This is a genomic window from Streptomyces sp. NPDC004838, assembly GCF_053600955.1.
On record NZ_JBSGAW010000022.1, the window covers coordinates 96,830 to 122,606 of the forward strand.

Sequence of the window (25,777 nt, forward strand, 5' to 3'; positions counted from 1 at the left end):
CTCGTCGCGCGCCCGTATGCCGCGCCCTGGATCGTGCGCCGCCCACCGAACGGGATCGGCATGCCGCCTGCGAGAAGTTGCGTGGATATGTTCGAGTTCGGCGAGTAGCGTGCCGAGTGTGCTTGCCGAGCGACGACATCGATCCATCCCTCGGGCTCCGCGTTCCGGCGGCCCTGCGGCCGTGACCGGCCTGTCCGGGCTGCTGGGCTCCGGTCCGACGCGCGCCCGTCCAGCGGGCCGCGCCCCCGTCGAGCGGGCCGTGGTCTCGGCCGTGGGCGCGGTCGTCGTCTCCGCCGTGGGCGCGGTCGTCCCGCTCGCGGAGGCGGGCACGTTCCCCGGCACGGCGGTGACAGACGGCTCGGGCGCACCCAGCGGGCTTCGCCGCGTTCGAGGATCGAGGGAGTGAGGGTGATCGAGGTATGAGGCTCACGGTCCTCGGCGGTGGCGGCTTCCGGCTGCCGCTGGTTTACCGGGCCCTGCTGGGCGACCGCGCCGAGGGCCGGATCCGCCGAGTCGTCCTGCACGACCTGGACGCCGGTCGGCTGGCCGCCATCGCGCGCGTGCTCGCCGACCAGGCGGCCGGGGTGCCGGACGCGCCGGAGGTCGTCGTGACGACCGATCTCGACGAGGCGCTGCGCGGCGCGGACTTCGTCTTCTCCGCGATCCGGGTGGGCGGTCTCGAAGGCCGCGCCGCCGATGAGCGCATCGCGCTGGCGGAGGGGGTGCTGGGCCAGGAGACGGTGGGAGCGGGAGGCATCGCGTACGGGCTGCGCACGGTGCCCGTCGCCGTCGACATCGCGCGCCGGGTCGCCCGGCTCGCGCCCGATGCCTGGGTCATCAACTTCACCAACCCGGCCGGTCTGGTCACCGAGGCGATGGCCCGTCATCTGGGCGACCGGGTCATCGGCATCTGCGACTCCCCCGTCGGCCTCGGGCGGCGCGTCGCCCGTGCGCTGGGCGCGGACCCCGACACCGCGTGGGTCGACTACGCGGGCCTCAACCATCTGGGCTGGCTGCGCGGTCTGCGCGTCGGGGGCCGCGACGAACTCCCCCGGCTGCTGGGTGACCCGGAACTGCTGGGCTCATTCGAGGAGGGCCGGCTCTTCGGCGCGGAGTGGCTCCGGTCGCTGGGCGCGATCCCCAACGAGTATCTGCACTACTACTACTTCAACCGCGAGACCGTGTGCGCCTACCGGGAGGCCGAGCGGACCCGCGGCGCGTTTCTGCACGAGCAGCAGTCCCGGTTCTACGCGGCGATGGACCGGCCCGGCACCCCGGCGCTGGAGACCTGGGAGCGTACGCGGGCGGAGCGCGAGGCCACGTACATGGCGCACAACCGCGAGGCGGCCGGGGCCGGCGAGCGCGCCGCCGACGATCTGGAGTCCGGAGGCTACGAGAACGTCGCCCTCGCTCTGATGCGGGCCATCGCCCACCACCAGCGCACCACCCTGATCCTCAATGTCCGCAACCGGGGCGCGCTCTCCGCGCTGGACGCGGAGGCGGTCGTCGAGGTCCCGTGCTCCGTCGACGCGGACGGAGCGCACCCCGTCTCCGTCGCCCCGCTGCCGGACCATGCCATGGGGCTGGTGTGCGCGGTGAAGGCCGTCGAACGGGAGGTGCTGGCGGCGGCCGGGAGCGGCTCGCGCGCCGCGGCGGTGAAGGCGTTCGCCCTGCATCCCCTGGTCGACTCGGTGAGCGTCGCCCACCGCCTGGTCGACGCGTACACCGCCGCGCATCCCGGCCTCGCGTATCTGCGGCCGTGAAGCGCCGGAACACCGGGAACCCGTCTGCCGCGGACGCCGTCACGCCGCCCGCCCGAGCGGCGTCACGGGCGGCGGATCCCCTCCCGGCACGCCCCACCCCGCCGGTGACGCCGTCTCAGTAGGGCTGCCGGCTATCCGAGTTCCAGGCTCGTGACGCCGAAGACCCGCTCCGCACGGATCCGGGGAGCCGGTCCGGTGTACATGCGTACGGTGGGAAACCGGGCCGTCAGCCCTCGGGACAGGGCGAGTGTCTCTGCCGCCGGCTGGGTCTCGGGCATGTCGACGGAGACCTCGTCATCCGGTCCGAGACGCGCCGTGAGGCTGTCGAAGAGGGCCTCGGCATCCTCGGCGGTATCGGCGAAGAGGGGGCCGATCCGGTGGCCGTCGCGGCCGGGCCGGATCGCTCCGTACCCGGTGACGCGCCCATCGCGCAGCCGGGCGTACGCGGTGTGCCCGGCGGCGGTGAGCCAGCGGGTGACGAAGTCGCTCCGGTCGGCGGGGAAGCACTCACGGTCGTACGCGGCGATCGCGTCCAGCAGCCCGGGGGTGACGGGTACGACCCCCTGGGCCACGTCGCCGGTCCGCTGGGGCAGGCCGCTGTAGCGGACGGTGCCGTACGCGGGGGTGAATCCGGAGCGCCGGTAGTTGTCCTGCTGGGCGGGGACGGCGTCCAGGCCGATGAGACGGTCTCCGGCGTGGGGGATGGCGGCCTGCCAGGTGGCGAGGCCGAGGCCCCGGCCCCGGAGGTCAGGGCGGACGAGGTAGTAGCCGAGGAAGGCGTACCGGTCGGAGTAGGCGACGATCGAGACCGCGGAGACCGGGCTGCCGTCGAGGCGGCCGATGAAGAAGCCGTCCGGGTCGGTGGGGTGGAAGCAGTCGACGTCTTCGTCGCCCGGGTTCCACCCTTCGGCGGCGGCCCATTCGGCGACGCGGCGCCAGTCGCGCGCCGATGCGCGGGTGACGGTGAGACCGGCGGTCTCGCGGGTGCGGGCGAGTGGGTCGTTCATGGGGTCTGTCCCTTTCCATGGGGTGAGCAAGGGGTTCAGGGCATGGGTTTCAGGGGCGGTGGGGCGCGGAGCCGGTGTGCGGGTCGGAGGCGGGCCGGGTCGGGAGCGGGCCGGGTTGAGACGGATCAGGGCGGGCCGGGTGGTGGGGAGTCAGATCAGGTCCATCGCGGCCACTTCGTCGGGGCTGCCGTAGCTCACCGGGCCCTGGAAGCGTCTGCGGGCGGTGGCGAACCACCACACGGTGGCCGTCAGCAGGACCACGCCCAGGGCGATCGGCGCGTAGTTGAAGGTGGTGGCGGTGATCGGGGAGCTGTGGGGCAGCATGAAGAGCACACTGCTCAGGGCGATCCAGATCACGGCCGTCCACGCGATGGGCACGCCCCAGCGTCCCAGGTGCCAGGGGCCCGGCACGAACGCGTCGCCCAGGCGCAGCCGCAGGAAGATGGGCACGCCGTAGGCGACGTAGAGGCCGACGACATTGACGCTCATGATCGCGGCGAAGGCGGTGTGGGACCACCAGGCGGGAGCGGTCAGCACGAGGGAGCAGCCGGCGGCCAGCCAGACGGCCTTCACGGGGGTCCGGGTGTGCGGGCAGACGGAATGCCACAGCCGCGATCCCGGCATCGCTCCGTCACGCGAGAAGGCGAAGATCTGGCGGGCGTTGCTGGTCATGTTGGCGAGACCGCAGAACAGCATGGCCCCGATCACGATCAGCAGGAGGAGTTCGGCGGTGACGGCACCGAGGGCGTCGACGAGGATCCGTACCGGCGGCGCGGACGACCCGGCCGTGGCGGAGTAGTCATGGATCGCGTACACCAGTGCGAGCATGAGAACCAGCCCCGCGACGGCTGAGCAGATGATCGCACGCATGATGCCTCTGGGGGTGTTGACCGTCGCTCTCACGGTCTCTTCCGACATATGGAAACTGCCGTCGAATCCGGTGAATGTCCAACTGGTCACCAGCAGCCCCAGCATCGCGGCGTACAGACCGCTGCTGAACCCCGTGTGGTTCATGAAGTGGGTGGCGAACGACAGCGGCCGGTGATCCGCCGGGATCAGCACCAGGCATCCGACGATCACCGTCACACCGATCAGCAGCCACCAAACGGAGACGCGGTTGAAGGTGGCGACCAGTCGCACGGTGTAGGTGTTGGCCAGCGCCTGTATCAACAGGATCACCGCCGTGATGATCACCGTTCGCTCTCCGCTGACCTCGTACTCCGGCCACCGCATGACGATGAACGCCTGGATGAAGGTGGCGGCGGCGTAGCCGGTGGCGGCGGTGCCGCCGACCTGGCCGACGAAGTTCAGCCAGCCGGTGTACCAGGACCAGGCTCCGGGATGCCGCTTGGCGAGCTTGCCGGCGGCGAAGTACAGCGCTCCGCTCGTCGGATAGGCCGAGGCGATCTCCCCCATGGCGGCACCGACGAACAGCACCATGACCGACACCCCGATCCAGCCGACGACGAGGCTGAGCGGACCACCCGCCGCCATTCCGTACCCGAACGCGGAGAAGATCCCGGAGATGACGTTGATGATGGTGAAGGAAACGGCGAAGTTGTCGAACGCGCTGAATCTCCGGGTGAGCCTTCGCGGATATCCCATCGCGTGCAGGGTCGCGTCGTCGTCGAGAGCGACGGTTCTTCCGTCCCGCCGACGATCGCGGATCCCGAGGACAGTCGTCCGTTCGGACACAAAAGCGTCCTTTCCCTGAGTACTGGACAGACCGGGGCGGTGGATGGTGATTCAGCCCGTGGATGATTCAGTTCGTCTTCTTTTCACCCGCTGAGAAGTTCAGCCGGTGCAGTGCTCACGTTGTTTCCTCAGAATTCTGTTTCCTCTTCACGCTGCTCCTTTTGACGCCCGGCCCGTTCCTCCCAGTGGCTCCTTTCACGCGGGACACCGCCGACCGGCAGAACCGTCCGGCGGTCGGCGAGTCCGGCCGCCGGACCGTTCACCGGCTCCACGCGTCAGCGGACGGGCACGGGAAGCCCGCAGGCGCGCCTCGCCCTGGTCAGCTGGTCACTGGGGTCACCGAAGGCACTCCAGGGCATGCGCGCCGCGTACGGCCCCATCGCGACGAGCACTTCACGCGCCTCGCGCTCCTGTCTGCCCATGTAGAGGGCGTGCGCCAGATACGACAGGTCCAGGACCGGGGTGAACCGGTAACCGGGCACCTCCGGGAACCAGTCCCGGTAGCCGCCCAGCGCCGTCGCCACCCACGGGGCCTGCCGCCAGGTGCGGTACGCCAGCAGGGCGGCGGGGTCGTACTCCTCGGCGAGGGTCACGAGCGGCAGCAACCGCAGCGGCGAGGCGGCCGGCGCCCGGTGGCTGAGGAAGGAGGCGACGTCCCAGCGGGCGCTCGCGGTGCCGCCGTGCCGACTGAAGAAGAAGGCGAGAAAGCGGTGGTGGGCCTCCCTGTTCCAGGGGTCGAGCCGCAGGATCCGGGCGAAGAGCCGCCAGGGGCCCCGAGGCGCGGTCAGCAGCCCCTGGGGCGCGGGGTCACGGACCCGTCTGATCCGGGCCAGCGCCAGGAGGGCGACCCAGGGCGTGGGGTCCGAGGGCAGCAGGCGCGCGGCCCGCTCGCAGGCGGCGGTGGCGATGCCCAGGAGGGTGCCGGTGTGAGGGTCCCCCGCGTCGGCCGCACGCAGCGCCCGGAGCATCGCGACCCGCGACCAGAGCAGTGCGGCGTCGGGCCCCGGCCGCTCGCCCATCCAGCGTTCGGCGAGATCGGAGTCGGCGGCTTCGGACGCCAGCACCAGAGAGCGGTGGGCCCGGACTCCGTAATCGTCACGGACCTCGCGCAGGATCTCTCGCGAACTCAGATACCGGCCCGCCTTCACATCGACGCACGCCCGTGCGAGCTGATGGTCATCGGCCGCCGGATGCCAGACGAACTGGCCGTCGAATGAACCGGCAGACACGTTCTACTCCCCCCGTCTCCCCGGACGCCAGTGATCCCACGCTCCCCCGCGCATTCCGGACCGGCCGAATGCGACCGGCCCCCGAGGGCCACCGGCGACGGGATCACACCCTACTCATCAACAAGTGAGTGAGAAAACACTCATCCGGGTATCCGATGACTCCGTTGCACCCTGTGCATTCGGCTCATGAGCGAGAGGCATATGCCTTATCAACTCCCCTTACCACAAACCCACAAGGAATCCTCAGATCTCCCGGAGAATCCTCACCCGAAGGAGATCACCAGGCGCCATTTCGTAACGAATGAATTACCTCGTTGAATCCCTTACAATTCATGGCGGAATTGATCTGTCGACATAAAGATTCGTCGCCTCACCCGCGTGCGCCGCCCACGCCGCCTCCGGCGGTGACGACCACCACCGGGGGAAGAGGGCCGGGAGGCCCCGCGGACATGACCCCTGACCTGTCGCAGCGAATGACCTGTCGCAGCGCAGATCGGGCATTCTCATCGAAGGCTGAGCGCCTGTTTCCGGCTTTGGGAGCGGTTCGGTCGCTGTGGGCCGGGATACTCGGCATCGCGTCTGTTCACGGGGTTGCCCGAACCGTTCCCTCCACCGCGGGAGGCAGCTTCGTCTCCACGTCGAGCACTGCCTCGCTCACCTGATCCGGAGTCAGACCGACTGCTGTCGACAGGTCCGCGTCGAACAGGCGGGTCCCTTTGAGGTGTGTCGCCTTGAGGCTGGCGCCGCGTAGGTCGGCCCCCTTCAGGTAGGCCCCTTCGAGGTGGGCGCGGTCGAGCCACGCGCCACCGAATCGGGTCTCCCTCAGCCATCCCTCCTCCAGGTGTGCGCCGATCAGGTTGGCTCCCTCCAGACACGCACCGGCAAGGCGTACGCGCTCCAGCCGGGCCTCCTGAAGGTCCGCTCCGCGTAGGTCCGTGCGTCGCAGGTCTATGCGGAACGGCTCCTCCAGCGGCGGCCGTCTCCCCAGAACCGTCAAGGCGGCCTGGACGGACTCTTCCGGCTGCGCCGTGGGGGCCAACTCCGTGTCGGGCGCCACCGATACCTGGTCCCGGACGAATGCCGCGAGGACCTCGACCACGGTGAGGTGGTCCTTGGCGGAGTCCCGCATGATCCGCTCCAGAGCGTAGATGCCGCCCAGGCGCTCGACCGTACGCTCCGACGCAAGCAGCTTGATCGCTTCCACGTAACGGGCGGTCACCTGGCCGTCCCGTGCGATCTCCGCCTGCTCGCGGTCCCGGTCGCGGGTATGTCGCAGCGTACGGTCGGTGTAGTACAGGCCCGCCCCGGCGACCGCACCGGCGCCGAGGGCGATCAGCGTCGTGCGGAACCCCGTGATCACCACACCATCGGCCGGCTGGAGATCCCTTCGGCGTAGCCGTCCGCCGTCCAGCCACCACGGGCCCTGCCACAGCAGCAGGGCGTAGCCGACGAAGCCGACGGCCAGTAGCGCGATCACCAGTGCACGCGTCCGGCTCCGATTCATACGCGGGAGCATGTCCCCGAAGGAGTCGCCGTATGCGTAACAGCCCCTACCCCGCAGGCGGGACATGCACCGGCCGGACCTCTGGTTCCCCCACCGTCTCCCCAGACAGTCAGACCTCAACGATCACTCGGCCTTCAGTGAGAAGGCCCAGCGGTCACCGGCCTTCGGCGACAGTGCTCGACCTTCGCCGCAGAGGGTCAACCCACCATGATCGGGACAGCGGACCGAAGAGCAAAGAGAACGTTCATTCTCTCCGCCGTCGCCCAGCTCGCGGAGAACGACGGTTCTCATGCAACCGGGTTCGCGGACACGGGAGTTGACCCACGTCACGGGCGTCCACGGAGCGTCCGGCATCCGAGACGGAGGACCGGAAGGGGAGACTCCGCCCTCTGAGGATCGAGGCGACTGGGCTATGTTGAGCGACAGTGGGACGAGAAGGAGTGACACCGGTGGCTTCAGATCAGCAGGAACGCGCACAGGCGTCTGCGATCACGCCGGGAAGGCTGGAGCCCGACGACGGGCCCGCACCGTCGGACAGGGTCCTCGCCCTCTTCGGCGGCCATCGGCTCTCGCCCGGACAGCGGCGGATCGCGCAGTACATCACCGACCACCTCACCGAGGCCGCGTTTCTCTCGATCACCGATCTCGCGGACCGGGTCGGAGTCAGCCAGCCGTCGGTGACCCGGTTCGCCTCCTCGCTCGGTTTCAGCGGGTACCCCGCGCTCCGGGAGGCCCTTCAGCCGATCGCGCTGAGCGCGATCGCGGGCCTGCCGGACACCCGCGAGGAGATCCGGCGCAATGAGCTGCAGGCAGCCGTGGACGCCGAGATCCGGAACCTGGAGAACATGCGCCGGCTGCTCGCCGACACCAACCAGGTGCTCGACATCGGCCGCGAGCTGGCCCACTCGGTGCCCCTGACGATCCTGGGCCTGCGCATCTCCGTCTCGCTCGCGGAGTACTTCGCCTATGCGGCGCGGCGGATCCACCCGGATGTGCGCACGGTGACCCGCGGGGGCAGCGTGGCGTACGACACCCTCATGCAGTCGCGTGCGGCGGGCGGCACCTGGGTACTGGCATTCGCGATGCCCCGGCACGCCAATGAGACCCTGGCGGCCATCCGGGCGGCCCGGAGCGCGGGGCTCAAGGTCGCGCTGATCACCGATCTGGCGCTCGGCCCGCTCGTCGACGAGGCCGACGAGGTGCTGGTCGCCCCCACCGGATCGCGGCTGGTCTTCGATTCCTATGCGGCGCCCGGCGTACTTTCCGCCGCTCTCCTCCAGGCCATGGCCGACGCCGACCCACAGCGCACCCAGACCCGGCTCGAAGGCTACGAACAAGCCGCTGAGCAGCACAATTTCTTCCTCGAGGACTGATCCCGCCCCCTCGCGCCCCACCGCCTCCACCCCTGGAAGAACAGCACTTTTCACCTCCAGACCTGCATGAATTTTTTCATACCCTTGCTTACTCGACGGTATATATATTTACTGCCCTGAGTGGCCCAGAGATCCACAAGCCCTCTGGACCACCCATGCACTCAAGGAAGGCGGGCAGACCGCGACATGCACATGCCCACTCATCCCGCCTTAACCGACCTCCAGCCCGGCCGACGGCCGGACCTCTTCGCACCGACGGGCGACATCGGTGCGAGCGGTCCCGACGAGCGTCGGCGGGCCATGTAGAACCGGACACCGGGGACGACGCAACCTCCTCGCGTCAGTACCAAGGTGTTCCGTCAGGGCTCCGCCCCCTGCGGATGCCCAACTCGGCGGCCTCGGCCAACCCCTGGGCCGAGGCCGCCAATATCTTCGGTTCGGTGACCCCGACCCGACTTTCCGCCTTTTCGGAGAGACGACTATGCCCCAGTCCCCCTCCACGATCGGCCCCGACTGGCCGGTCCAGGTCGCCTCGCCCGGCAGCCCCGAGTGGGAGCGGACGGCGACCCGCTGGCTGCGCGATCTCCTCCCGGCCCGCTACGCCGGATACTCGACGCTCACCCGCCATCCCGCCGTGCTGGCCCGCCACGCCCAACTACAGCTCCAGCACGAGATACGGGCGGTGCGCACCGCCTTCCAGACCTGCCGGGCCGAACTGCCGAGGATGGGTGTCTCCGACCAGATCGTCGAGAACACCATCCGGCTGTACGCCGTGGAGCTGGAGCAGCTCGACCGGCTGGCCCGCGGGGTCCGGCTCGTCACGGACGCGCTCCTGCACGAAGCCCGGGAACGGCGACGGAGGCGGACCCCGGTATAGGTTCCGCCTCCGCGCGCTCGACCGGCCGAGTGCGTCCTCCGCACGCGGCCGGCCGAGAGGCCCCGAGGGCCGTCGAGCCGCGAGGCCCGGAGACCGGCGGGCCGGGGTTCAGCCCGCCTTGCCGTCCTCCGGGTCCACGAGGGCGGCCAGGGAGTCGGCGACATACGCCTCGGCCGCCGCCTTGTCGATGCCCAGCCCGGTCAGCAGTCCGTCGCCGCCCTCCCACTCCAGCAGCGCGAGCAGGAGGTGCTCGGTGCCGATGAAGTTGTGACCCAGCCGCAGGGCTTCCCGCTGGGTCAGCTCCAGGACCTTGCGCGCGGACGCGTCGTAGGGGACCAGGTCGGGCGCGTCATCGACGGCCGGGGGCAGCGCGTCGGTCGCGGCCTGCCGGACGGTGTCCAGCAGGACGTCCTGCGCCACGATCGCCCGTGCGCCGAGCCCCTCGCGCTCGATCAGCAGGCCGAGCGCCAGATGGCCGGGGGTGATCTTCTCGTTGCGCGCCGCCTGGGCCTCCTGATGCGCGCCCATGACGGCGTTCCTGGCGCGCGGGGTGAACCGGCCGAACCCCTGGTTCGGGTCGAGCTTCTGCGCCCCGTCGCCTTCCTTCGGCACGAATCGCTTCTGCGCGGCCTGCCGGGTCACGCCCATGCTGCGGCCGATATCCGTCCAGGACGCGCCGGAGCGGCGCGCCTGGTCCACGAAGTGGCCGATCAGATGGTCGGCCACCTCCCCGAGGTGGTCCGCTGCGATGACCGCGTCGGAGAGCTGGTCGAGCGTGTCGGTGTGGACCTTCTTGATAGCGGCGATCAGTTCGTCGAGACGTACCGCGCCGGTGAGTTGTACGGGATTCTCCATGCGTCAACCCTAGGTTGTCACTCCAGTTTCGTCAACCGAAGGTTGACACGCTTGCGGTCAATGGAGGCACGCCGGAATGGAGCCGGCGGGTGCGGCCCCGTCTTCACCGGAACCGATGAGTCGACCGATGAGTCGGCGGCGGCGCGGCGGTCCGCACTCCACGTAGGAACCTCACTGCGTACGAACCTCACTTCACGCACGCACGAACGAAGGGCAGCGGTCCATGGCCGAGGACACGGCGGATATCAGGGCGCTCATCGAGCGCTGGGCGCGGGCGGTGCACGGTGGCGACCTGGCCGGCGTGCTCGCCGATCACGCCGAGGACATCGTGATGTTCGATGTACCACCGCCCGACGACGGGGTGCGCGGTCTCGACGCCTACCGCGAGGTCTGGCCTCCCTTCTTCGACTGGCAGCGGCAGGGCGCCTCGTTCGAGATCGTCTCCCTCGACGTCACCGCGGGCGCGGACGTCGCCTACGCGTACGCACTGCTGCGCTGCGGCACCCCCCAAGAGCTGGCCGACGATCCCGGCAACCGGCTGCGCCTGACCATCGGGCTGCGCAAGGAACGCGGGCGCTGGACGGTGACGCACGAGCACCACTCGTTCCCCCACAGGGGCTGAGGCGCGTACCGGGGCCGAGGCCCGCTCACGGCCGCGAGGGCTCGGGAACGCGCAGGCTCACGGCCACAGGGCCGGGGCGTGGACTCATGGCAGCGAGGCGGGGGCTCACGGCCGCGGGGGCTCACACGGCTGCGGGGTGGGCCGGAACCACGCCGGACCGTCGGTCAGCGCCTGCTTGATCCGGAAGCGGCCGAACTCCCTCAGCCCCGGCAGCGCGTCCAAGCCGAACCAGCCGACCTCCAGGGACTCGTCGTCGTTGACCCGCGCCTCGCCCCCGGTCGCACGGCACCGGAAGGTGATGTCCATGAACTGGCAGCGGTCGCCATTGGGGTACGTCACCGGCTGGGGCACGGCCTGGACGAGCACGACCCGCTCGGCGACACAGTGCACGCCCGTCTCCTCGTACACCTCGCGCACGGCGGTCATGGCCGGTTCCTCACCGGGCTCGGGAATCCCGCCGAGCGTCGACCAACGGCCGTTGTCGGCGCGTCGGCCCAGCAGCACCCGGCCCTCGTCGTCGAAGACGATCGCGCTGACGCCCGGCAGCAGAAGCAACTGGTGGCCGGCCTTGGCCCGGATGTCGCGGATGAAGTCGGGGGTCGCCATGCCCCTGACCCTAACCGCCGGAACCTCGGCGGCCGAGGAACGACGGCCCGGCGGTCCGCCGCCCTAACCCTCCGCGGCCGCGCCCTCCGCGCCGCCCGCGCCGCGCCGTTCGCGGAGGGCCCGTACGGCCCCGGCCACCGCCCAGCCGAGACCGCCCGCGGCGATCAGCACCAGCACGGCCTCGGGCCACACACCCAGTCGGGTCGCCGGGGTCAGCGAGGAACGCAGCGGGACCTCGGCGACCAGGGCGTCCGGGGTGAACATCCGGGTCTTCTGGACCACCTTCCCGTCCGGCATGATCACCGCGCTGACCCCGCTGGTGACGGGGACGACGACGGACCGGCCGTGCTCCACGGCCCGCAGCCGTGACATCGCCAGCTGCTGGTACGTCATCTCGCTGCGCCCGAACGTGGCGTTGTTGCTCGGGACGGAGATGAGCTGGGCCCCATGGGTGACGGTGTCACGGACCATGTCGTCGAAGGCGGCCTCGTAGCAGGTGACCAGGCCGACGCGGGTGCCCGCGAGATCGAAGACGCCGACCTCGTCGCCGGGCCCGAAGTCGCGCCGCACCCGGTCGACGTCGGAGCTGAAGATCCGTACGAAGGACCGCATCGGGATGTACTCACCGAACGGCTGCACATGGCGCTTGTCGTACGTGTCGACGGGGCCCGTTTCGGGATCCCACTCGATCAGGGTGTTGCGGAGCTTCCCCGTCTCCGGGGTGATGACCGCGCCGACGACGGTCGGCACGCCGATCGCCTTGACGGCCCGGTCGATGACGATCCGCGCGTCGGCGTTGGCGAACGGGTCGATGTCCGAGGAGTTCTCCGGCCACAGCACGAAGTCGGGCGCGGGCACCTTGCCCGCCTTCACGTCCGCCGCCAGTTCCTCGGTCCGGCGCGCGTGGTTGTCGAGGACCGCGCGCCGCTGGGAGTTGAAGTCGAGGCCGAGGCGCGGCACGTTCCCCTGGACCGCGGCGACGGTCGCGGTGCCGTCCTCCGCCGAGTCGTCGACGAGCGGCCGGGCGGCGAACGCCACGGTGACCGGGACGAGAACGGTGAGCAGCGCGGCGGCCATCGGACCGCGCGGCAGTTCACCGGAGCGGCGGTACGCCATGACGCGCCGGACACTCTCGTACAGCCCGAAGCCGCACAGGACGACCGCGAAGCCCAGTACCGGGGTCCCGCCCAGCGCGGCGAGCGGCAGGAAGACCCCGTCCGCCTGCCCGAAGGCGATCTTCCCCCAGGGGAAGCCGCCGAACGGCACCCGCGCCCGCGCCGCCTCTCCGAGGATCCACACGGCCGCGCCCCACAGCGGCCAGACCGGAAGGCGGGTGACGGCGGCGATCCCCATGCACGCGAACGCGATGAACAGCGCCTCCACCGCCGCCAGCGCGATCCACGGCACCGGCCCCACGTCCTCGCCGGTCCAGATCAGCAGCGGCAGCAGAAACCCGAGACCCGCGAGATAGCCGAGACCCAGACCGGCCCGCAGCCGGCGCCCGTACAAGGCCCAGCCGAGCAGAGCGAACCCCGGCAGAGCCAGCCACCACAGAGGCCGGGGCGGGAAACTCACGTACAACAGCACCCCGGCCAGCAGCGCGCCCCCCGGCCGGGTGAACCTCCGCCACAGCGGGCTTCGCCCGGCCGGGTCGGGCTGCGTGATGTCGACGGGAGTGATGGTGGCGCTCACCCGCCGGAGTCTACGGGAGGGGGGTATCACCCTCACCAGCCCGTCGTCCGGAGGCCCGCGGCCCGTGCGACGGCCCTCCGGCCGGGCATCACCTGTCCCACCTCACCCGACTCCCGCGAACCGGCCTGGCGGACATCACGTACCGCACCCCGTGCCCACCCGTATCTGCCGACACCATCCACAAACCCGTGTCCCTGCCGTTACCGTAAGTGCAGCCTTCACGCCGTCGGCCGGTGCCGGCCCGTGACCGGCGACGGGGACAGCTGTGTGTCGGGGGGTCGGCGGGATGGTGCCTGGACCGGATGGCCGGGCGGCGGTACGGGAGCGTGGCGGTGCGACCGACATGGCCGGCGTCGTCGTGCTCGGTCTGTGCGCGGCGTGGCCGCTGATCAGCGCGGCCGGCCGCGAGGCCAGACCCGAGGGTGCGCTCCTCGCCGTGTTCGCCGTCGTCGCCGGGTACGCCTGCGGCCGGATCTCCGGCACCTTGCTCCCGGTCACCGCCGCGACGGCCCTGTCGCTCGCCGCGCTCGGCCTCGCGCTGGCCTCACCCGACGGGGTGCCGGGCGCGAACACGGGCGCTCCCGCCCAGCCGGGGCACACAGGAGCGGGGGCGGCGCTGCTGGTGCTCAGCGCGGGCGCCGCCTGCTGCGCCGCTGCCGCCGCGCGCCCTCCGGCCCTGCGCCTCGCGTTGCGGCTGCTCGCCCTCGCCTCCGTCGCCGCCGGGCTCGCGGTGGGGTCCACCGCGGGCTTCGCCGCCTGTGCCGGAGTGCTGCTCTGCTCGGTGGCCGCGGCCCGTATGCCGTGGCGTAGGGTCGCGCTCGCCGGCCTCGCCCTGGTGACCGGTGTGGCGGCCGCGGTCTCGTGGGGCGTCGCGGAGGACGCGCTGCCGGACGGGCTCACGGTGTCGCTGGAGGGGCAGCTGACCCCCCACCGGGTGGCCCTGTGGCAGGACGCGGTCGCGCTCGCGAAGGAGGATCCGGTACGCGGGGCCGGGCCCGGTCTCTTCGGCAGGCTGAGCACCACCGCTCTCCAGTCGGCGGGCTCCGACGGCAAGCCGCACTCGGCGCTGTTCCAGCAGGCGGCCGACCAGGGCCTGGTGGGAGTGGTCCTGCTCGCTACTGCGTTCGGGTGGTTGCTGCTCGCCCTGGCGCGCTCGCCCCGGTCGACCGCGGTGGTGCTGAGCGCCGGCGCGGCCCTCACCGCGCTTGCGGTTCTGGCCAATCTGGGCAACGCGCTGAGTTTCACCCCGGTGACCACGGGAGCGGGTCTGCTCGCGGGTCTGGCCACGGCGCGTGGGGCCGGGGAAACCGTCCGGGAGACCGGCCGTCGCACGGCTACGGCGACGGCTACGGCGACCGTGGAAGCGCCCTCGCGTTGAGCCGGACGGGGCTCACACCCGCGCGGGCGTGCCCGTTCCCGGACCGAGCCGGTCTCGGATGGCCCGTACCGCCGCCTCCGCGTCGTCGACGGTCACCGTGAAGGTCCTGCCGTCACCCAGGGTGACGACGATGCCTTCGCCGTGGCGCACGACGACGGCTGTGCCCCGCCCCGGACGCCAGCGGTAGCCCCAGCCGCCCCAGTGTCTGGGGTTGACCTTGGGCTCGAACTCCGCGCCGACCACATGGGCGAGCGGGATACGGCGGCGGGGCAGCCCCATATGGCCGCAGCGGATCTCCACGGCGTCGCCGTCCACCTTCACCGCGACATGGACGAAGGCGAGGGTGCCGTAGAGCATCAGCAGGCCCGCGGTGACACAGCCGACCACGGACATCACCAGCGGGGTGATGCCGCCGGTCCAGTTCGATACGACGGCCAGCTCGATGCCGAGCGCGATGCACGCGGCCCCGGCGATGGCGAGCAGCCACTGCACACGGTTGGTCGCACGGCCGGTCCAGATCTCGGGGACTGTCTCGGCGTGCGTGGGGGGCGTCGAGTCGTGGGAAGGGTCCCTCATGCCAGCAGGGTACCCAGCATCGGATGCGGCGGCATGGGGTCTGCTGGAAGGATCACGTGTTCACCTATGACCCCCCTGGGGGGACACGGCGGTCGAGCCCCGGGGCGGTCAGGTCCGGGGCAGGGAGGTCACCTGCCGGAGCAGCCGGGCTTCGGCGTAGCTCATCGCCTGTTCGGAGAGCGCCGACTCCCGGCCGCTGAGGATGACGGTGAGACCGCCGCCGGGGCCGGCCTCCGCGAGAGCCGGGGCCGCGACGCGGCGCAGTGCCTGGGCGGCGACGGCGTCGGCGGAACCGTGTAGGACGACGGGTCGTCCGATGGCGGCGCGGATGCGTTCGGCGACGAGTTCGTAGTGGGTACAGCCGAGGACGATGTCCGTGACGTCGGCGGGGGTCAGCGCGGCGGCGGCCCCGATCGCCCGTTCGATACGGAGGTCGTCCGCGAACTGGACGCCGTCGGCGAGTCCGGGGCAGGGCACCTCGGTGACGGCGGCGCGGCCGGCGAAGTCCTTGATGAGGCCGCGCTGGTAGGGACTGCCGGTGGTGGCGGGGGTGGCCCAGATGGCGAAGGGGCGGCCGCCCGCCGACGCCGGTTTGATCGCGGGGACGGTGCCGATGACCGGAATCGCGGGCTCGAGTTCGGCCCGGAGCGCGGGCAGGGAGTGCACCGACGCGGTGTTGCAGGCGACGATCAGGGCGTCGGGTCCATGGGCGGCGGCGGCACGGGCGACGGCGAGCGCGCGTTCGGTGACGTCGTCGGGGGTGCGCGGGCCCCAGGGCATTCCGTCGGGGTCGGAGGAGAGGACGAGATCCGCGTCCGGCCTCAGTCTGCGTACCGCGGCGGCCGCCGCGAGGAGGCCGATTCCGGAGTCCATGAGCGCGATCTTCACCCGGTCACCATAGTCGACCGCACGTGCACGATCGCTGTGGTGGGGCAGACTTCGGCGCATGAGCACCCTCGCCTGGATCGCCGTCGGATCGCTGGTCGTCTGGGGGTGGCTGCTACTCGGGCAGGGCTTGTTCTGGCGGACGGACCAGCGGTTGCCGCGTGGTGAGGACCCGGGGGTGTGGCCGGATGTCGCGATCGTGGTGCCCGCGCGGGACGAGGCGGCGGTGCTCCCGGAGAGTCTGCCGTCGCTGCTCCGTCAGGAGTATCCGGGACGGGCGGAGGTCGTCCTCGTCGACGACGGCAGCACGGACGGAACGGAGGAGGTGGCTCGTGCGCTCGCGGAGCGGTACGGCGGGCTGCCGCTGACCGTGGTCCGTCCGGGCGAACCGGAGCCGGGCTGGACCGGGAAGCTGTGGGCGCTTCGGCACGGCATCGCGCTGGCCCGGACGAGCGAGCCGGGGTATCTGCTGCTCACCGACGCCGATATCGCCCACGCACCGGACAGTCTGCGCACGCTGGTGGCCGCCGCCCACGCCCATGACCTGGATCTGGTGTCGCAGATGGCACGGCTGCGGATCGCCGGCGGCTGGGAGCGGCTGCTGGTGCCCGCGTTCGTCTACTTCTTCTGTCAGCTCTATCCGTTCCGCCGGGTCAACCGGCCGGGGGCCCGGACGGCGGCGGCCGCGGGCGGCTGTGCGCTGCTCAGCGCGGAGGCGGCCGAGCGGGCGCGGATCCCGGAGTCGATCCGGCAGGCGGTGATCGACGACGTGTCGCTGGGGCGCGCGGTGCAGCGGTCGGGTGGCCGTATCTGGCTCGGGCTGGCCGAGCGGGTGGAGAGCGTACGGCCCTATCCGCGGCTGGCGGATCTGTGGCGGATGGTGTCGCGCAGCGCGTACGCCCAGCTCCGGTACAGCCCCTTGCTGCTGGCGGGCACGGTGGCGGGCCTCGCGCTGGTGTATCTCGCGCCGTCGGTCGCGCTGGCCGCCGGGATCGTCGGGGGCGACGCGGTCGCGGCGTGGGCGGGCGGTGTGGCGGGGGCGGTCATGGCGGCGACGTATCTGCCGATGCTGCGCTACTACGGGCAGTCGCCGCTGTTCGCTCTCGTGCTGCCGTTCACGGCCCTGCTGTATCTGCTGATGACCGTCGACTCCGCGGTCCAGCACTACCGCGGTCGCGGCGCGGCCTGGAAGGGGCGTACCTACGCCCGTCCCGAGGCCGCGCCGGAGAACTGACCGAGGACCGGCGCGGTCTCATCCGCGGCCGGGTCCACCCGCCGCCGGGCTCGACGCGCGCCGCGTAAGGTCCCGGCCGCGGAGCGCGTCACTTGCGGCCGGGGGTCCAGTTCATGCCCCAGCCGTAGGTGTGGTCGATGGTGCGCTGCGGGCTCACTCCGCGCTCCGGGACCAGGAAGCGGGCCTCGCGCTGGACGACGAGGTCCGAGCCGGTGTTGGTGATCAGTGCGAGGGCGCAGACGGTCGAGGGGACGGTGCACTCGCCGAGGGTGAACTCGATGGGGGCTCCGTGCTGCGGCTGGAGGGTGACCGTGGCGTCGAGGTCGGCGAAGCTGCGCGCGCCTTCGTAGATGGTGACGAAGATGACGACGCGGCGGAGGTGCTGGCGGTGGTCGAGGTTGATGGTGAGGTTCTCGCCGGAGGTCCCTCCGGTGCGGTCGTCGCCGTCGAGATGGATGAACGGGGGCTGGTGGAGCGCTCCGAAGGCGTTGCCGAGCGCCTGGACGACTCCCTTGCGGCCGTCGGTGAGTTCGTAGAGCGCGCACAGGTCGAGGTCGAGGTCGCCGTGCATGGCGACGGCCCGTCCGAGTTTCGCGCCCCAGCCCTTGAACTGCTTGCGGACCTGCCAGCTGAGGTTGACGCGCATCGCCCCGGAGGTTCCGCCCTGCTTGGTGAGCGAGACGGTGGGGGCCTCCTTCGTCAGCGTGACCTTGGTCAGCCGTACGGGCGCGGTGGGCGCAGCGGGAGCGGGCGGCGGGGGTGACGGGGCGGCGGGCGCGGCGGCGACCGGCGCGGGTGGAGGCACGGCCGCGACCGGGGCGGCCGGAGGCGCGGCCGCCTGCTGCGGTTCGTCGACCGTGATGCCGAAGTCCGTGGCCAGGCCCTCCAGTCTGGTGCTGTAGCCCTGGCCCACCGCGCGGAACTTCCACGCGCCCTGACGCCGGTACAGCTCTCCGAGGACGAAGGCCGTCTCGACGGACGCGTCCTGGGGCTCGTACCGTGCGATCTCGGCTCCGGTCGAGGCGTCGGCCACCTTGATGTAGAGGCCCGGCACCTGTCCGAAGGCACCGCCGTCGGCGGAGGCGACCAGGACGATCCGCTCGATCGAGGGCTCCACGCGCGCGAGGTCGACGCCGATCACGTCCGCCATGCCGTCGGCCGCGTTCCGCTTCCCCTCGTGGCGTACGGCTCCGGAGGCGTGGGACGGCTGGTTGTAGAAGATGAAGTCCTCGTCGGAACGGACTTTGCCGGAGCCGGAGTCGAGCAGCAGCGCCGAGGCGTCGACGTCCGGCGTGGACGGGCCGGCGCGCCAGCCCAACTCGACGCTGACCTGCTGTGCCGCCACCGGAGTATTGGCTCCCTTGAGCATGGACATGCTCGCCCCCAGAATGTTTCGGAGTGTCCGGACAATTCGCTGAGCGCCAACCTAATCCTTACGGCCCTGCGCGCGCCCGTGCCGACCCGCGGGTAACCCACCCTCAACTCGCCCTTTACACGACTCTTGCGCCTTCGAGCGACCGATTTTCCCAGATTCGCTCACATTGGGGATCCGTGGACCCGCCCGTCTCCCGAAAGAACCCTCTTGTCGGACTCCCCAACCGACAACTCAGGGCTTAACTTATGAGCCATGACCTCCCCCCGCGTCACCTACGGCGGCAGCGGCTACTACTCCGCCCCGTCGTTCGCCGACACCCCGATCTACGACTCCCTGGTCGCAGAGCGGGGCACGCCTCAGATCGCTCCGATCCGAGTGCCCTCCGCGTACGACACCGGCAACAGCTATCTGCCGGCGCTTCCCGCGGCCCTGCCCGCCCTCCCGGCGGCGCCTCACCAGCAGGCCAACGCGTACGGCTATCAGCAGCAGATGCCGCAACCCATGCCGCTCCAGCAGGCGGCGGCCCCGTACATCCCGCAGCAGCCGTCCGGGCCGCGCGGCTATCCGGGTCCCCAGGGGCAGCCCCAGCGGCCCGCGGCCACCGGCTACGAGGCGATGCGCCCGGCGGCCGCCCGCCCCGCGCCTCCGCCCGCCCAGGGCCCGGGGGCGTACAACGCCCAGTACAACCGCCCCCATCCGGGCCAGGGTTACTGACCGGTCACCGGCCCGTCGGCCGCCGGAGCCCGCGGACGCACCGGGCTCCGGACCGGGCCCGCCCCGCACCACCCCCCTTTCCGTCTTCCGTCCCAGCGGCCCGCACGGTTCACGGAGTTCACACCCGACGAGGTCTGTGGGAACTCCGAGCCGCGCCGGGCTCGTTGGGTGTACGAGCAGGTGTCGGGGAGCAGAGGTGATCTGCCTCTCTCTCCGCCGGACTCGCGCGTGCACCGCGCCGTGCCGGGCTATCACGGACTCGGAAGGGGGTGCAGTCGTGCGAGCAGCCGCAGGAGTCTGGCGCTGGCGCCGTAATCCGCTGCGCCGGGCGACGGATCGCGCCGAAGCATGGATGACGCTCGTCGCCGCGCTGCTTCTCGTCACCGCCGCCCCGCTCATCGGCTGGATCACCGGCGCCGCCGCGGACGAGTCCCTCGAACGGCAGGCGCGCGCACAGCGCCAGCAGCGGCAGCAGGTCACCGCCACCGTGCTCGGACCCGCCCCGGCGGCCCCGGCGGGGGCGTACCTTCCCGACACGTCGGCCGTCACCGGGAAGCACCCGCTGGTGATCGCCGAGTGGACGGCGGCGGACGGCGGCAAGCGCACCGGCAGGCTCGCCTCCCGGTTGCGGGAGCCGCGCGTCGGCGACAGCTTCGGTGTGTGGACTGACCGGCAGGGCCGGGTCGTCGGCCGCCCCATGAACGCGACGGCCGTCCGGGTGAACACCGTACTCGCGGGCGTGGGCGCGGCGTTGGCGTCGGCGGTCCTGGTCGAATCCGTGAGAAGGCTGGTGCTCTGGCGACTGGTCCGCCGCAGACACGAGCGGCTGGACCGGGCCTGGGCCACGGTCGGCCCGGACTGGGGGCGCGCGGGCGCGGGCAGCTGACCTCGTGATTCGTCAACTGCCGGGCCTCGCGCACGCTACGGTGGGGCGACCCCCACTCGCGGGGTCGGGGACCTTCACCCCGGAGCGCGGCCCCACGGGCGGCGACGGCGCGACGGCGTCCGCCGGTCGGCCGGCCGGCCCAGGGCGGGGGCGCACGGACGCGGCACCACCGGTCCGGGCGCCGACCGGAGATGAAGGTCACCAGGCGCGCCCCTGTCCGGAGGCGCGGCGGAGCGGTTCCCGAGGCGAGGGCAGAGCAGCACGATGGCACAGGGCACAGTCCAGGTGACCCACACCGGCACTTCTCGGTGGCGGCGGCGCACAGGCGAGTACGCCTCGCTCTCGGCGGCGCTGGAGGCCGCCTCGGACGGCGACGTCCTCACCGTCGCGCCGGGGACCTACCGCGAGAATCTGGTGGTGCAGCGGGCGGTCACCCTCCGCGGCCCCGAGGGCTCGGCCGGCTCGGTGCGCATCGCCCCCGCCGACGGCGTCCCGCTGACCGTGCGGGCCTCGGCCACCGTCCAGGACCTCCATGTGGAGGGGCAGGACGCGATGGCTCCCGCGCTGCTGGTGGAGGACGGCACGCCCGAGCTGGCCGATCTGCGGATCTCCACCCGCTCGGCGGCCGGCATCGAGGTGCGGGGCGCGGCCCGTCCCACCGTGCGGCGGGTCACCGTCGACAATCCCGCCGGCGTCGGCATCGCCGTACTGGACGGCGCGGGCGGAGTGTTCGAGGAGTGCGAGGTGGTCTCGGCGGGCCAGGCCGGTGTCTCGGTGCGCGGAGGCGGTCATCCCCGGCTGGAGCGCTGCCGGGTGCACCACGCCTCGGGCGCGGGCCTGACCGTCACCGGCGAGGGCAGTGGTCTGGAGGCCATCGGCTGCGAGGTGTACGAGATCAAGGGAGCGGGCGTGCAGATCGCCTCCCGCGCCTCCGCGCATCTCACCGACTCCAGCGTGCACCGCACGGCGGCCGACGGCGTCACTCTCGACACCGACGCCGTCCTCACCCTCTCCGACTGCGATGTCCACGACATCCCGGAGAACGCGATCGATCTGCGTTCGCGCTCGGTGCTCACCCTCACCCGGTCCACGGTCCGCCGCTTCGGGCGGAACGGACTGTCGGTGTGGGACCCGGGGACCCGCGTGGACGCCAACCAGTGCGAGATACAGGACAGTACGGGCGACTATCCGGCCGTGTGGATCAGTGACGGCGCCACCGCCGTACTGGACTCGTGCCGCGTCCACGACGTGCCGGACGCCCTGTTCGTGCTGGACCGGGGCTCGCGTGTCGACGTCGTCGACAGCGATCTGTCGCAGATCCGCAATACGGCGGTGTCGGTGAGCGACGGTGCCACGGCGCAGCTCGACGACTGCCGGATCAGGGAGGCGTCCACGGGCGCCTGGTTCCGTGACCACGGCAGCGGCGGCACGCTCAACGGCTGCACCATCGACGCGGCCCAGACCGGGGTGATCGTCACCAAGGGCGCGGACCCGGTGATCGAGCGGTGTACGGTCACCTCGCCCGCCGAGGCGGGTTTCTATGTGTCGGCGGAGGGCCGCGGCACGTTCCGCGGCTGCCGCGTCACGGGCAGCGGGGGCTACGGCTTCCATGTGATGGAGGGCTGCCGTACGACGCTGAACCGCTGCCGCACCGAGCGGAGCGCACGGGGCGGTTACGAGTTCGCCGAGCCCGGTCTGCTGCTGGTCGAGGACTGCACCAGCGATGAGTCCGGCGTACGGACGGCGGCCGGGGCGATATCCGCGGCCCCGGCGACGGCGGTGCTGACCGCCGCCCAGTCTCCCGGTCCGGCGGCGGCCCCTGCCCCGACCGTGACGTCGGCCGCCGCGTCCGGGCCGGCCGATCCGTCGCGCGGTTCGGACGCCGTCCTCGGTGAACTGGACACGCTGGTGGGCCTGGAGAGCGTCAAGCGCGAGGTCCGCTCGCTCACGAACATGATCGAGGTGGGCCGGCGCCGTCAGGAGGCGGGACTGAAGGCCGCCTCGGTCCGCCGCCATCTGGTCTTCACCGGCTCCCCCGGCACCGGCAAGACGACCGTGGCCCGCCTGTACGGGGAGATCCTGGCGTCCCTCGGGGTGCTGGAGCGCGGGCATCTGATCGAGGTCTCGCGGGTGGACCTGGTCGGCGAGCACATCGGCTCCACCGCGATCCGCACTCAGGAGGCGTTCGACCGGGCGCGCGGCGGGGTGCTGTTCATCGACGAGGCGTACGCCCTCTCCCCCGAGGACTCCGGACGGGACTTCGGCAAGGAGGCCATCGACACACTGGTGAAGCTGATGGAGGACCACCGGGACTCGGTGGTGGTGATCGTCGCCGGCTACACGGCGGAGATGGAGCGTTTCCTCACGGTCAACCCCGGCGTGGCCTCCCGTTTCTCCCGGACCATCACCTTCCAGGACTACGAGGCCGGCGAACTGCTGCGGATCGTGGAACAGCAGGCCGATGAGCACGAGTACCGGCTCGCGGACGGCACGGGCGACGCGCTGCTGAAGTACTTCACCGAGCTGCCGAAGGGGCCCGCGTTCGGCAACGGACGGACCGCGCGCCAGACCTTCGAGTCGATGGTGGAGCGGCACGCGGGCCGGGTCGCGGAGCTGGCCGAGATGGACACCGACGCCCTGACCCTGCTCTATCCCGAGGATCTGCCCGGACTGCCGTGAGTCTGCCGGGCGTCCCCCGGCGGCCCTGACACCGACGGTCCCGGTCGGCCGGGTACGGCCGGCGAAAGCCCGAGCAGCTCGGCGCGGGCCGCGGCGAACGCCGGATCTGCCTGGTAGTGGGAGTGCCCGAGGATCGGCTCGGGCAGCGGGTTCCGCAGGGAACGGCCGTACGCCACCGGGTCCATGAGGACCTCCCGGTCGGGTGCCGCACGGTCCCCGCCGGGGACGCGGACGGGCCCGCCGATCGGGTCGGTGTGGCGCCACAGATTGCTCCAGCCCCGCACCCCGTCGCGGAGGCCGCGCAGGGCGGTGGGGCCGAAGTAGGCGGGGAACCAGCGGCCGTACAGCCGCTCCAGAGGCGATCCGTAGGTCAGCAGCGCGACCCGGCGGCGGGTGTCGGCGGGCAGCTGCCAGACGGCGGACGCCGCGAGCACACTTCCCTGGGAGTGGCCGGAGATGACGAGCCGTCCGCCGGCGCGCTCCGACCGCGCCGTCCAGGCGCGGATGCGCCAGATCAGATCGGGGACGGCCCGCTCCGCGTAACACGGCGGCGCGAAGGGGTGCGCGGCGCGCGGCCAGAACGTGCCGACGTCCCAGAGGATGCCGACGGTGCGCCGGGCGGAGGCGTCGCGATAGGCGCGACGGCCCCAGGTGACGAACAGTATGAAACCGAAGCCGATCAGCCAGGAACCGAGGGATTGCGCCGTCTCGGCCACGGCTTCCGCGAGTCCGCCTCCGTCGCCGAACGCCCGGCCGGGCACCTCCTCGCTCACCCAGGCTCCGGTCACGGCGCCCGCGCCGAGGAAGAGGGTGGAGCCCGCGACGAAGCCGACGATGCGGGCGGCCCGGTCGGTGACCGACGCCCGAGCCCTGGCCGAGGCGATCTGCCGGGTACGGGCCGGGTCGGGCCGCCACTCCCCGGCCTCCGGCTCTCTGCCGGCGTACTCCTTCTCCACGGTGGCGGCGAGCCGACGGGCCGTCAGCCAGGTCCGTACGGCGAGCACGGCGGCCGGGACGATCAGCAGGAGCAGCAGCACCGGGATGACGGACGCCTGCCAGCTCAGCAGCACGGGAGGTCCGGGGATCGACCCGTCGCCGTCCATGCCGGGGGTGCCTGGCCCGTCGAGCCAGTCGGCGACCCGCTGGGCGATGCCGCCGGTCATCACCCCGCCGAGCGCGCAGGCGAGCAGGGCCACCGCGGGCCCGCCCAGTCCGGCGAGGACGGTGCGGGGGTGGCGCGCGTGCCGGTGCAGCAGGAGTGCGGCGACGGCGAGGGCGACCACCAGCGCGCCCTGCGCGAGGGCGACGACCCGGAAGGTCGCCTCGCCCGGAAGCGTGCCGCGGGAGTGCCACAGGGGCCGGGACCAGGAGGCGTACAGCAGCGACAGCGCGAACAGTGCGAGCGACCAGGCGGGCAGGACCCGGACGGCGGCGCGGTCGGCACGGTCGTCGAACCGCCGTTCGCTGCGGCCCCGGCGGAAGACGATCAGCACCACGGCGACCATGCCCAGCGCGAGCATCCCTTCCAGCAGCAGGCCGCAGATCATCAGTGGGGTGCTCCCGCCGCTCCGGTCGTGGCGGGCGGCGGCCCCGGCGACGGCGGCGGAGACGGTGAGGAATCCGGCGGCGGTGTGGGCGGCGCGCAGCCGGGCGACGTGCCGTCTCCCGTACCAGAATCCGAGGCGGCCCAGGGCGGGCCGTACGAGCGGCCGGGTCTCCCCGGCACGGGGACGTGGCGGTCCCGCCGCCGCGGTCCGGGCCTCCGTGTCCCGTTCGCTGCCGGGCCGCTCGGCTTCCGTACCGTCGGCGTTCCCGTTCCTCCCGTCCGCGCTCTCCGGTCGTGGGGACGCCTCGGCTTCGGTCACACCTTCGCCCGTGGGCGGCCGTTGGGACTCGTACGCGCTCCAGGTGCGGTGGGAGAGGTACCACAGCAGTGTCACCAGCGCGGCCGGCACGGTGGAGGCGAGGGCGAGTCGTCGGCCGGGCTGTGACCACCAGCCGCCACGGGCCCCGGAGAGGAAGCCGAGCCAGGACCTGCCGTCGGAGCACGCCCGCACCCCGGCGCACTGCCAGGCGAGCAGATCGAGCGCGACCTCGCAGGCGGCGGCCGTCATCAGTACGGTGAGGCTCAGCGCGATCAGCCGTACCAGCGCGCCGTACAGCCGGGTCGTCCGGGCGCGGTTCGTGGCGCACGGGCGCATCCAGTGCGCGAGGTTGACGACCATGAAGGGGAGGAGCAACAGCCACAGGGCGCGTGCGCTGTTGCCGGAGGTGAGGTTGGACCAGCAGTACGCCTCGGGGATCGGCCGGTCCGTGCGGGCGGCCGCGGGTTCCGCGCTCCGTCCGCCGCCGTCCGCGCCCCCGGCCCGGTCGTCGGAGCGCTCGTCCTCGACGCGTTCGTCGCCGGCGTGCTCGCCCTCGGCGTACTCGTCCTCAGCCCGCCGGTAGACGGCCGCCTTGTCGTCGCCGCAGATCCGTACCGTACGGGGATCGCCCAGCACGGCCTCGGGAGTGACGCCGCCGACGCCGTGGACCAGCAGTTCGAGCGCGGGCCCTCCACCGCGTGGGGCCGGGATCTTCGCGGGCACTTCGGTGACTCGCTCTCTGGGGGAACACCTGGGAGAACTCTCCGGGACCGCCCGGCGGGAGGCTCCGCGCGCGGGGCCGGTCGCCGTTGAGGGACCGTGCGGCGTCCGTACCCCCGGATACGGGGATCAGGCGGTTCGCGGCCCCACTCTCACCGAATCTCCCCGAGGTCGGCGGAAGGTGCCGTGGGAGGATGTGCAGCCTCGGACTCAGGCGGCGTACGACGAGACGGAAGGACTGG

The 25,777-nt window shown here is 72.0% G+C and carries 21 protein-coding genes; 10 read left to right on the plus strand and 11 right to left on the minus strand.

The window, feature by feature from the left end; translation table 11 throughout:
* The first annotated feature begins 181 nt into the window (after nucleotides 1-181).
* Complete coding sequence (locus ACWEFL_RS24065; protein ID WP_451716182.1) at nucleotides 182-406, plus strand: hypothetical protein; 225 nt, start codon at nucleotides 182-184, stop codon at nucleotides 404-406.
* A 13-nt stretch (nucleotides 407-419) separates the two neighbouring features.
* A complete protein-coding gene (locus tag ACWEFL_RS24070) occupies nucleotides 420-1,763 on the plus strand; it encodes a 6-phospho-beta-glucosidase (protein WP_451716185.1) in 1,344 nt (447 codons plus the stop codon).
* A 131-nt stretch (nucleotides 1,764-1,894) separates the two neighbouring features.
* Here the strand turns inward: ACWEFL_RS24070 and ACWEFL_RS24075 are convergent, their stop codons facing one another.
* The 4 genes from ACWEFL_RS24075 to ACWEFL_RS24090 all read right to left on the minus strand — a co-directional run bounded on the left by ACWEFL_RS24075 (nucleotide 1,895) and on the right by ACWEFL_RS24090 (nucleotide 7,198).
* The gene (locus ACWEFL_RS24075) at nucleotides 1,895-2,770 is read right to left on the minus strand and encodes a GNAT family N-acetyltransferase (protein ID WP_451716188.1); all 876 of its coding nucleotides are present in this window, start codon (nucleotides 2,768-2,770) and stop codon (nucleotides 1,895-1,897) included.
* A 150-nt stretch (nucleotides 2,771-2,920) separates the two neighbouring features.
* Nucleotides 2,921-4,375, minus strand: a complete 1,455-nt coding sequence (locus ACWEFL_RS24080; RefSeq protein WP_451716308.1) for an amino acid permease — start codon at nucleotides 4,373-4,375, stop codon at nucleotides 2,921-2,923.
* A 365-nt stretch (nucleotides 4,376-4,740) separates the two neighbouring features.
* Nucleotides 4,741-5,694 (minus strand): hypothetical protein, encoded by a 954-nt coding sequence (locus tag ACWEFL_RS24085; RefSeq protein ID WP_451716191.1) that lies wholly within the window; start codon nucleotides 5,692-5,694, stop codon nucleotides 4,741-4,743.
* A 583-nt stretch (nucleotides 5,695-6,277) separates the two neighbouring features.
* A complete protein-coding gene (locus tag ACWEFL_RS24090; protein ID WP_451716194.1) occupies nucleotides 6,278-7,198 on the minus strand; it encodes a pentapeptide repeat-containing protein in 921 nt (306 codons plus the stop codon).
* 449 nt (nucleotides 7,199-7,647) lie between these two features.
* Here ACWEFL_RS24090 and ACWEFL_RS24095 point away from each other — a divergent pair, with 449 nt between their 5' ends.
* Nucleotides 7,648-8,571, plus strand: coding sequence for a MurR/RpiR family transcriptional regulator (locus ACWEFL_RS24095; protein ID WP_451716197.1), 924 nt, complete (start codon nucleotides 7,648-7,650; stop codon nucleotides 8,569-8,571).
* A 481-nt stretch (nucleotides 8,572-9,052) separates the two neighbouring features.
* Nucleotides 9,053-9,448: a hypothetical protein gene (locus ACWEFL_RS24100; protein ID WP_451716200.1), complete on the plus strand. Its 396-nt coding sequence runs from the start codon at nucleotides 9,053-9,055 to the stop codon at nucleotides 9,446-9,448.
* Between the two features lie 108 nt (nucleotides 9,449-9,556).
* Here the strand turns inward: ACWEFL_RS24100 and ACWEFL_RS24105 are convergent, their stop codons facing one another.
* A complete protein-coding gene (locus ACWEFL_RS24105) occupies nucleotides 9,557-10,303 on the minus strand; it encodes a Clp protease N-terminal domain-containing protein (protein ID WP_451716203.1) in 747 nt (248 codons plus the stop codon).
* 223 nt (nucleotides 10,304-10,526) lie between these two features.
* On the opposite strand from ACWEFL_RS24105, the gene ACWEFL_RS24110 reads away from it, so the two are divergent.
* Nucleotides 10,527-10,925: a nuclear transport factor 2 family protein gene (locus ACWEFL_RS24110; protein ID WP_451716205.1), complete on the plus strand. Its 399-nt coding sequence runs from the start codon at nucleotides 10,527-10,529 to the stop codon at nucleotides 10,923-10,925.
* Between the two features lie 105 nt (nucleotides 10,926-11,030).
* Here ACWEFL_RS24110 and ACWEFL_RS24115 read toward each other — a convergent pair whose 3' ends face one another.
* Nucleotides 11,031-11,531, minus strand: coding sequence for an NUDIX hydrolase (locus tag ACWEFL_RS24115; protein ID WP_451716207.1), 501 nt, complete (start codon nucleotides 11,529-11,531; stop codon nucleotides 11,031-11,033).
* A gap of 63 nt (nucleotides 11,532-11,594) precedes the next feature.
* Nucleotides 11,595-13,223, minus strand: coding sequence for an apolipoprotein N-acyltransferase (gene lnt, locus ACWEFL_RS24120; RefSeq protein ID WP_451716209.1), 1,629 nt, complete (start codon nucleotides 13,221-13,223; stop codon nucleotides 11,595-11,597).
* A gap of 286 nt (nucleotides 13,224-13,509) precedes the next feature.
* Here lnt and ACWEFL_RS24125 point away from each other — a divergent pair, with 286 nt between their 5' ends.
* Nucleotides 13,510-14,601, plus strand: a complete 1,092-nt coding sequence (locus tag ACWEFL_RS24125) for an O-antigen ligase family protein (protein WP_451716211.1) — start codon at nucleotides 13,510-13,512, stop codon at nucleotides 14,599-14,601.
* A 12-nt stretch (nucleotides 14,602-14,613) separates the two neighbouring features.
* On the opposite strand, the gene ACWEFL_RS24130 is transcribed toward ACWEFL_RS24125, so the two are convergent.
* Together ACWEFL_RS24130 and ACWEFL_RS24135 are read right to left on the minus strand one after the other, a co-directional pair.
* Nucleotides 14,614-15,177, minus strand: coding sequence for a hypothetical protein (locus tag ACWEFL_RS24130; RefSeq protein WP_451716212.1), 564 nt, complete (start codon nucleotides 15,175-15,177; stop codon nucleotides 14,614-14,616).
* A 108-nt stretch (nucleotides 15,178-15,285) separates the two neighbouring features.
* A complete protein-coding gene (locus ACWEFL_RS24135; protein WP_451716215.1) occupies nucleotides 15,286-16,125 on the minus strand; it encodes a glutamate racemase in 840 nt (279 codons plus the stop codon).
* Here ACWEFL_RS24135 and ACWEFL_RS24140 point away from each other — a divergent pair.
* The gene (locus ACWEFL_RS24140; protein ID WP_451716217.1) at nucleotides 16,124-17,296 is read left to right on the plus strand and encodes a glycosyltransferase; all 1,173 of its coding nucleotides are present in this window, start codon (nucleotides 16,124-16,126) and stop codon (nucleotides 17,294-17,296) included. The genes ACWEFL_RS24135 and ACWEFL_RS24140 overlap by 2 nt on opposite strands.
* 88 nt (nucleotides 17,297-17,384) lie before the next feature.
* Here ACWEFL_RS24140 and ACWEFL_RS24145 read toward each other — a convergent pair whose 3' ends face one another.
* The gene (locus ACWEFL_RS24145) at nucleotides 17,385-18,671 is read right to left on the minus strand and encodes a TerD family protein (RefSeq protein ID WP_451716220.1); all 1,287 of its coding nucleotides are present in this window, start codon (nucleotides 18,669-18,671) and stop codon (nucleotides 17,385-17,387) included.
* Between the two features lie 252 nt (nucleotides 18,672-18,923).
* Here ACWEFL_RS24145 and ACWEFL_RS24150 point away from each other — a divergent pair, with 252 nt between their 5' ends.
* The 3 genes from ACWEFL_RS24150 to ACWEFL_RS24160 all read left to right on the plus strand — a co-directional run bounded on the left by ACWEFL_RS24150 (nucleotide 18,924) and on the right by ACWEFL_RS24160 (nucleotide 22,950).
* On the plus strand, nucleotides 18,924-19,385 hold the full coding sequence (locus tag ACWEFL_RS24150; RefSeq protein WP_451716223.1) for a DUF6643 family protein: 462 nt from the start codon (nucleotides 18,924-18,926) through the stop codon (nucleotides 19,383-19,385).
* Between the two features lie 277 nt (nucleotides 19,386-19,662).
* Nucleotides 19,663-20,271, plus strand: coding sequence for an Rv1733c family protein (locus tag ACWEFL_RS24155; RefSeq protein WP_451716225.1), 609 nt, complete (start codon nucleotides 19,663-19,665; stop codon nucleotides 20,269-20,271).
* A gap of 264 nt (nucleotides 20,272-20,535) precedes the next feature.
* The gene (locus ACWEFL_RS24160) at nucleotides 20,536-22,950 is read left to right on the plus strand and encodes a right-handed parallel beta-helix repeat-containing protein (RefSeq protein ID WP_451716228.1); all 2,415 of its coding nucleotides are present in this window, start codon (nucleotides 20,536-20,538) and stop codon (nucleotides 22,948-22,950) included.
* Here the strand turns inward: ACWEFL_RS24160 and ACWEFL_RS24165 are convergent.
* Nucleotides 22,920-25,538, minus strand: a complete 2,619-nt coding sequence (locus ACWEFL_RS24165) for a hypothetical protein (protein ID WP_451716231.1) — start codon at nucleotides 25,536-25,538, stop codon at nucleotides 22,920-22,922. The two genes, ACWEFL_RS24160 and ACWEFL_RS24165, sit on opposite strands and share 31 nt — an antisense overlap.
* Nucleotides 25,539-25,777: the final 239 nt, after the last annotated feature.

Excerpts from the sequence above, each read along its gene's own strand:
- ACWEFL_RS24075 (WP_451716188.1), bottom strand. The coding sequence starts at position 2,770 with ATGAACGACCCACTCGCCCGCACCCGCGAGACCGCCGGTCTCACCGTC.
- ACWEFL_RS24115 (WP_451716207.1), bottom strand. The coding sequence starts at position 11,531 with ATGGCGACCCCCGACTTCATCCGCGACATCCGGGCCAAGGCCGGCCAC.
- ACWEFL_RS24070 (WP_451716185.1), top strand. The coding sequence starts at position 420 with ATGAGGCTCACGGTCCTCGGCGGTGGCGGCTTCCGGCTGCCGCTGGTT.
- ACWEFL_RS24100 (WP_451716200.1), top strand. The coding sequence starts at position 9,053 with ATGCCCCAGTCCCCCTCCACGATCGGCCCCGACTGGCCGGTCCAGGTC.
- ACWEFL_RS24145 (WP_451716220.1), bottom strand. The coding sequence starts at position 18,671 with ATGTCCATGCTCAAGGGAGCCAATACTCCGGTGGCGGCACAGCAGGTC.
- ACWEFL_RS24140 (WP_451716217.1), top strand. The coding sequence starts at position 16,124 with ATGAGCACCCTCGCCTGGATCGCCGTCGGATCGCTGGTCGTCTGGGGG.
- ACWEFL_RS24080 (WP_451716308.1), bottom strand. The coding sequence starts at position 4,375 with ATGGGATATCCGCGAAGGCTCACCCGGAGATTCAGCGCGTTCGACAAC.
- ACWEFL_RS24150 (WP_451716223.1), top strand. The coding sequence starts at position 18,924 with ATGACCTCCCCCCGCGTCACCTACGGCGGCAGCGGCTACTACTCCGCC.
- ACWEFL_RS24110 (WP_451716205.1), top strand. The coding sequence starts at position 10,527 with ATGGCCGAGGACACGGCGGATATCAGGGCGCTCATCGAGCGCTGGGCG.
- ACWEFL_RS24090 (WP_451716194.1), bottom strand. The coding sequence starts at position 7,198 with ATGAATCGGAGCCGGACGCGTGCACTGGTGATCGCGCTACTGGCCGTC.
- ACWEFL_RS24125 (WP_451716211.1), top strand. The coding sequence starts at position 13,510 with ATGGTGCCTGGACCGGATGGCCGGGCGGCGGTACGGGAGCGTGGCGGT.
- ACWEFL_RS24135 (WP_451716215.1), bottom strand. The coding sequence starts at position 16,125 with ATGCGCCGAAGTCTGCCCCACCACAGCGATCGTGCACGTGCGGTCGAC.
- ACWEFL_RS24130 (WP_451716212.1), bottom strand. The coding sequence starts at position 15,177 with ATGAGGGACCCTTCCCACGACTCGACGCCCCCCACGCACGCCGAGACA.
- ACWEFL_RS24105 (WP_451716203.1), bottom strand. The coding sequence starts at position 10,303 with ATGGAGAATCCCGTACAACTCACCGGCGCGGTACGTCTCGACGAACTG.
- ACWEFL_RS24160 (WP_451716228.1), top strand. The coding sequence starts at position 20,536 with ATGGCACAGGGCACAGTCCAGGTGACCCACACCGGCACTTCTCGGTGG.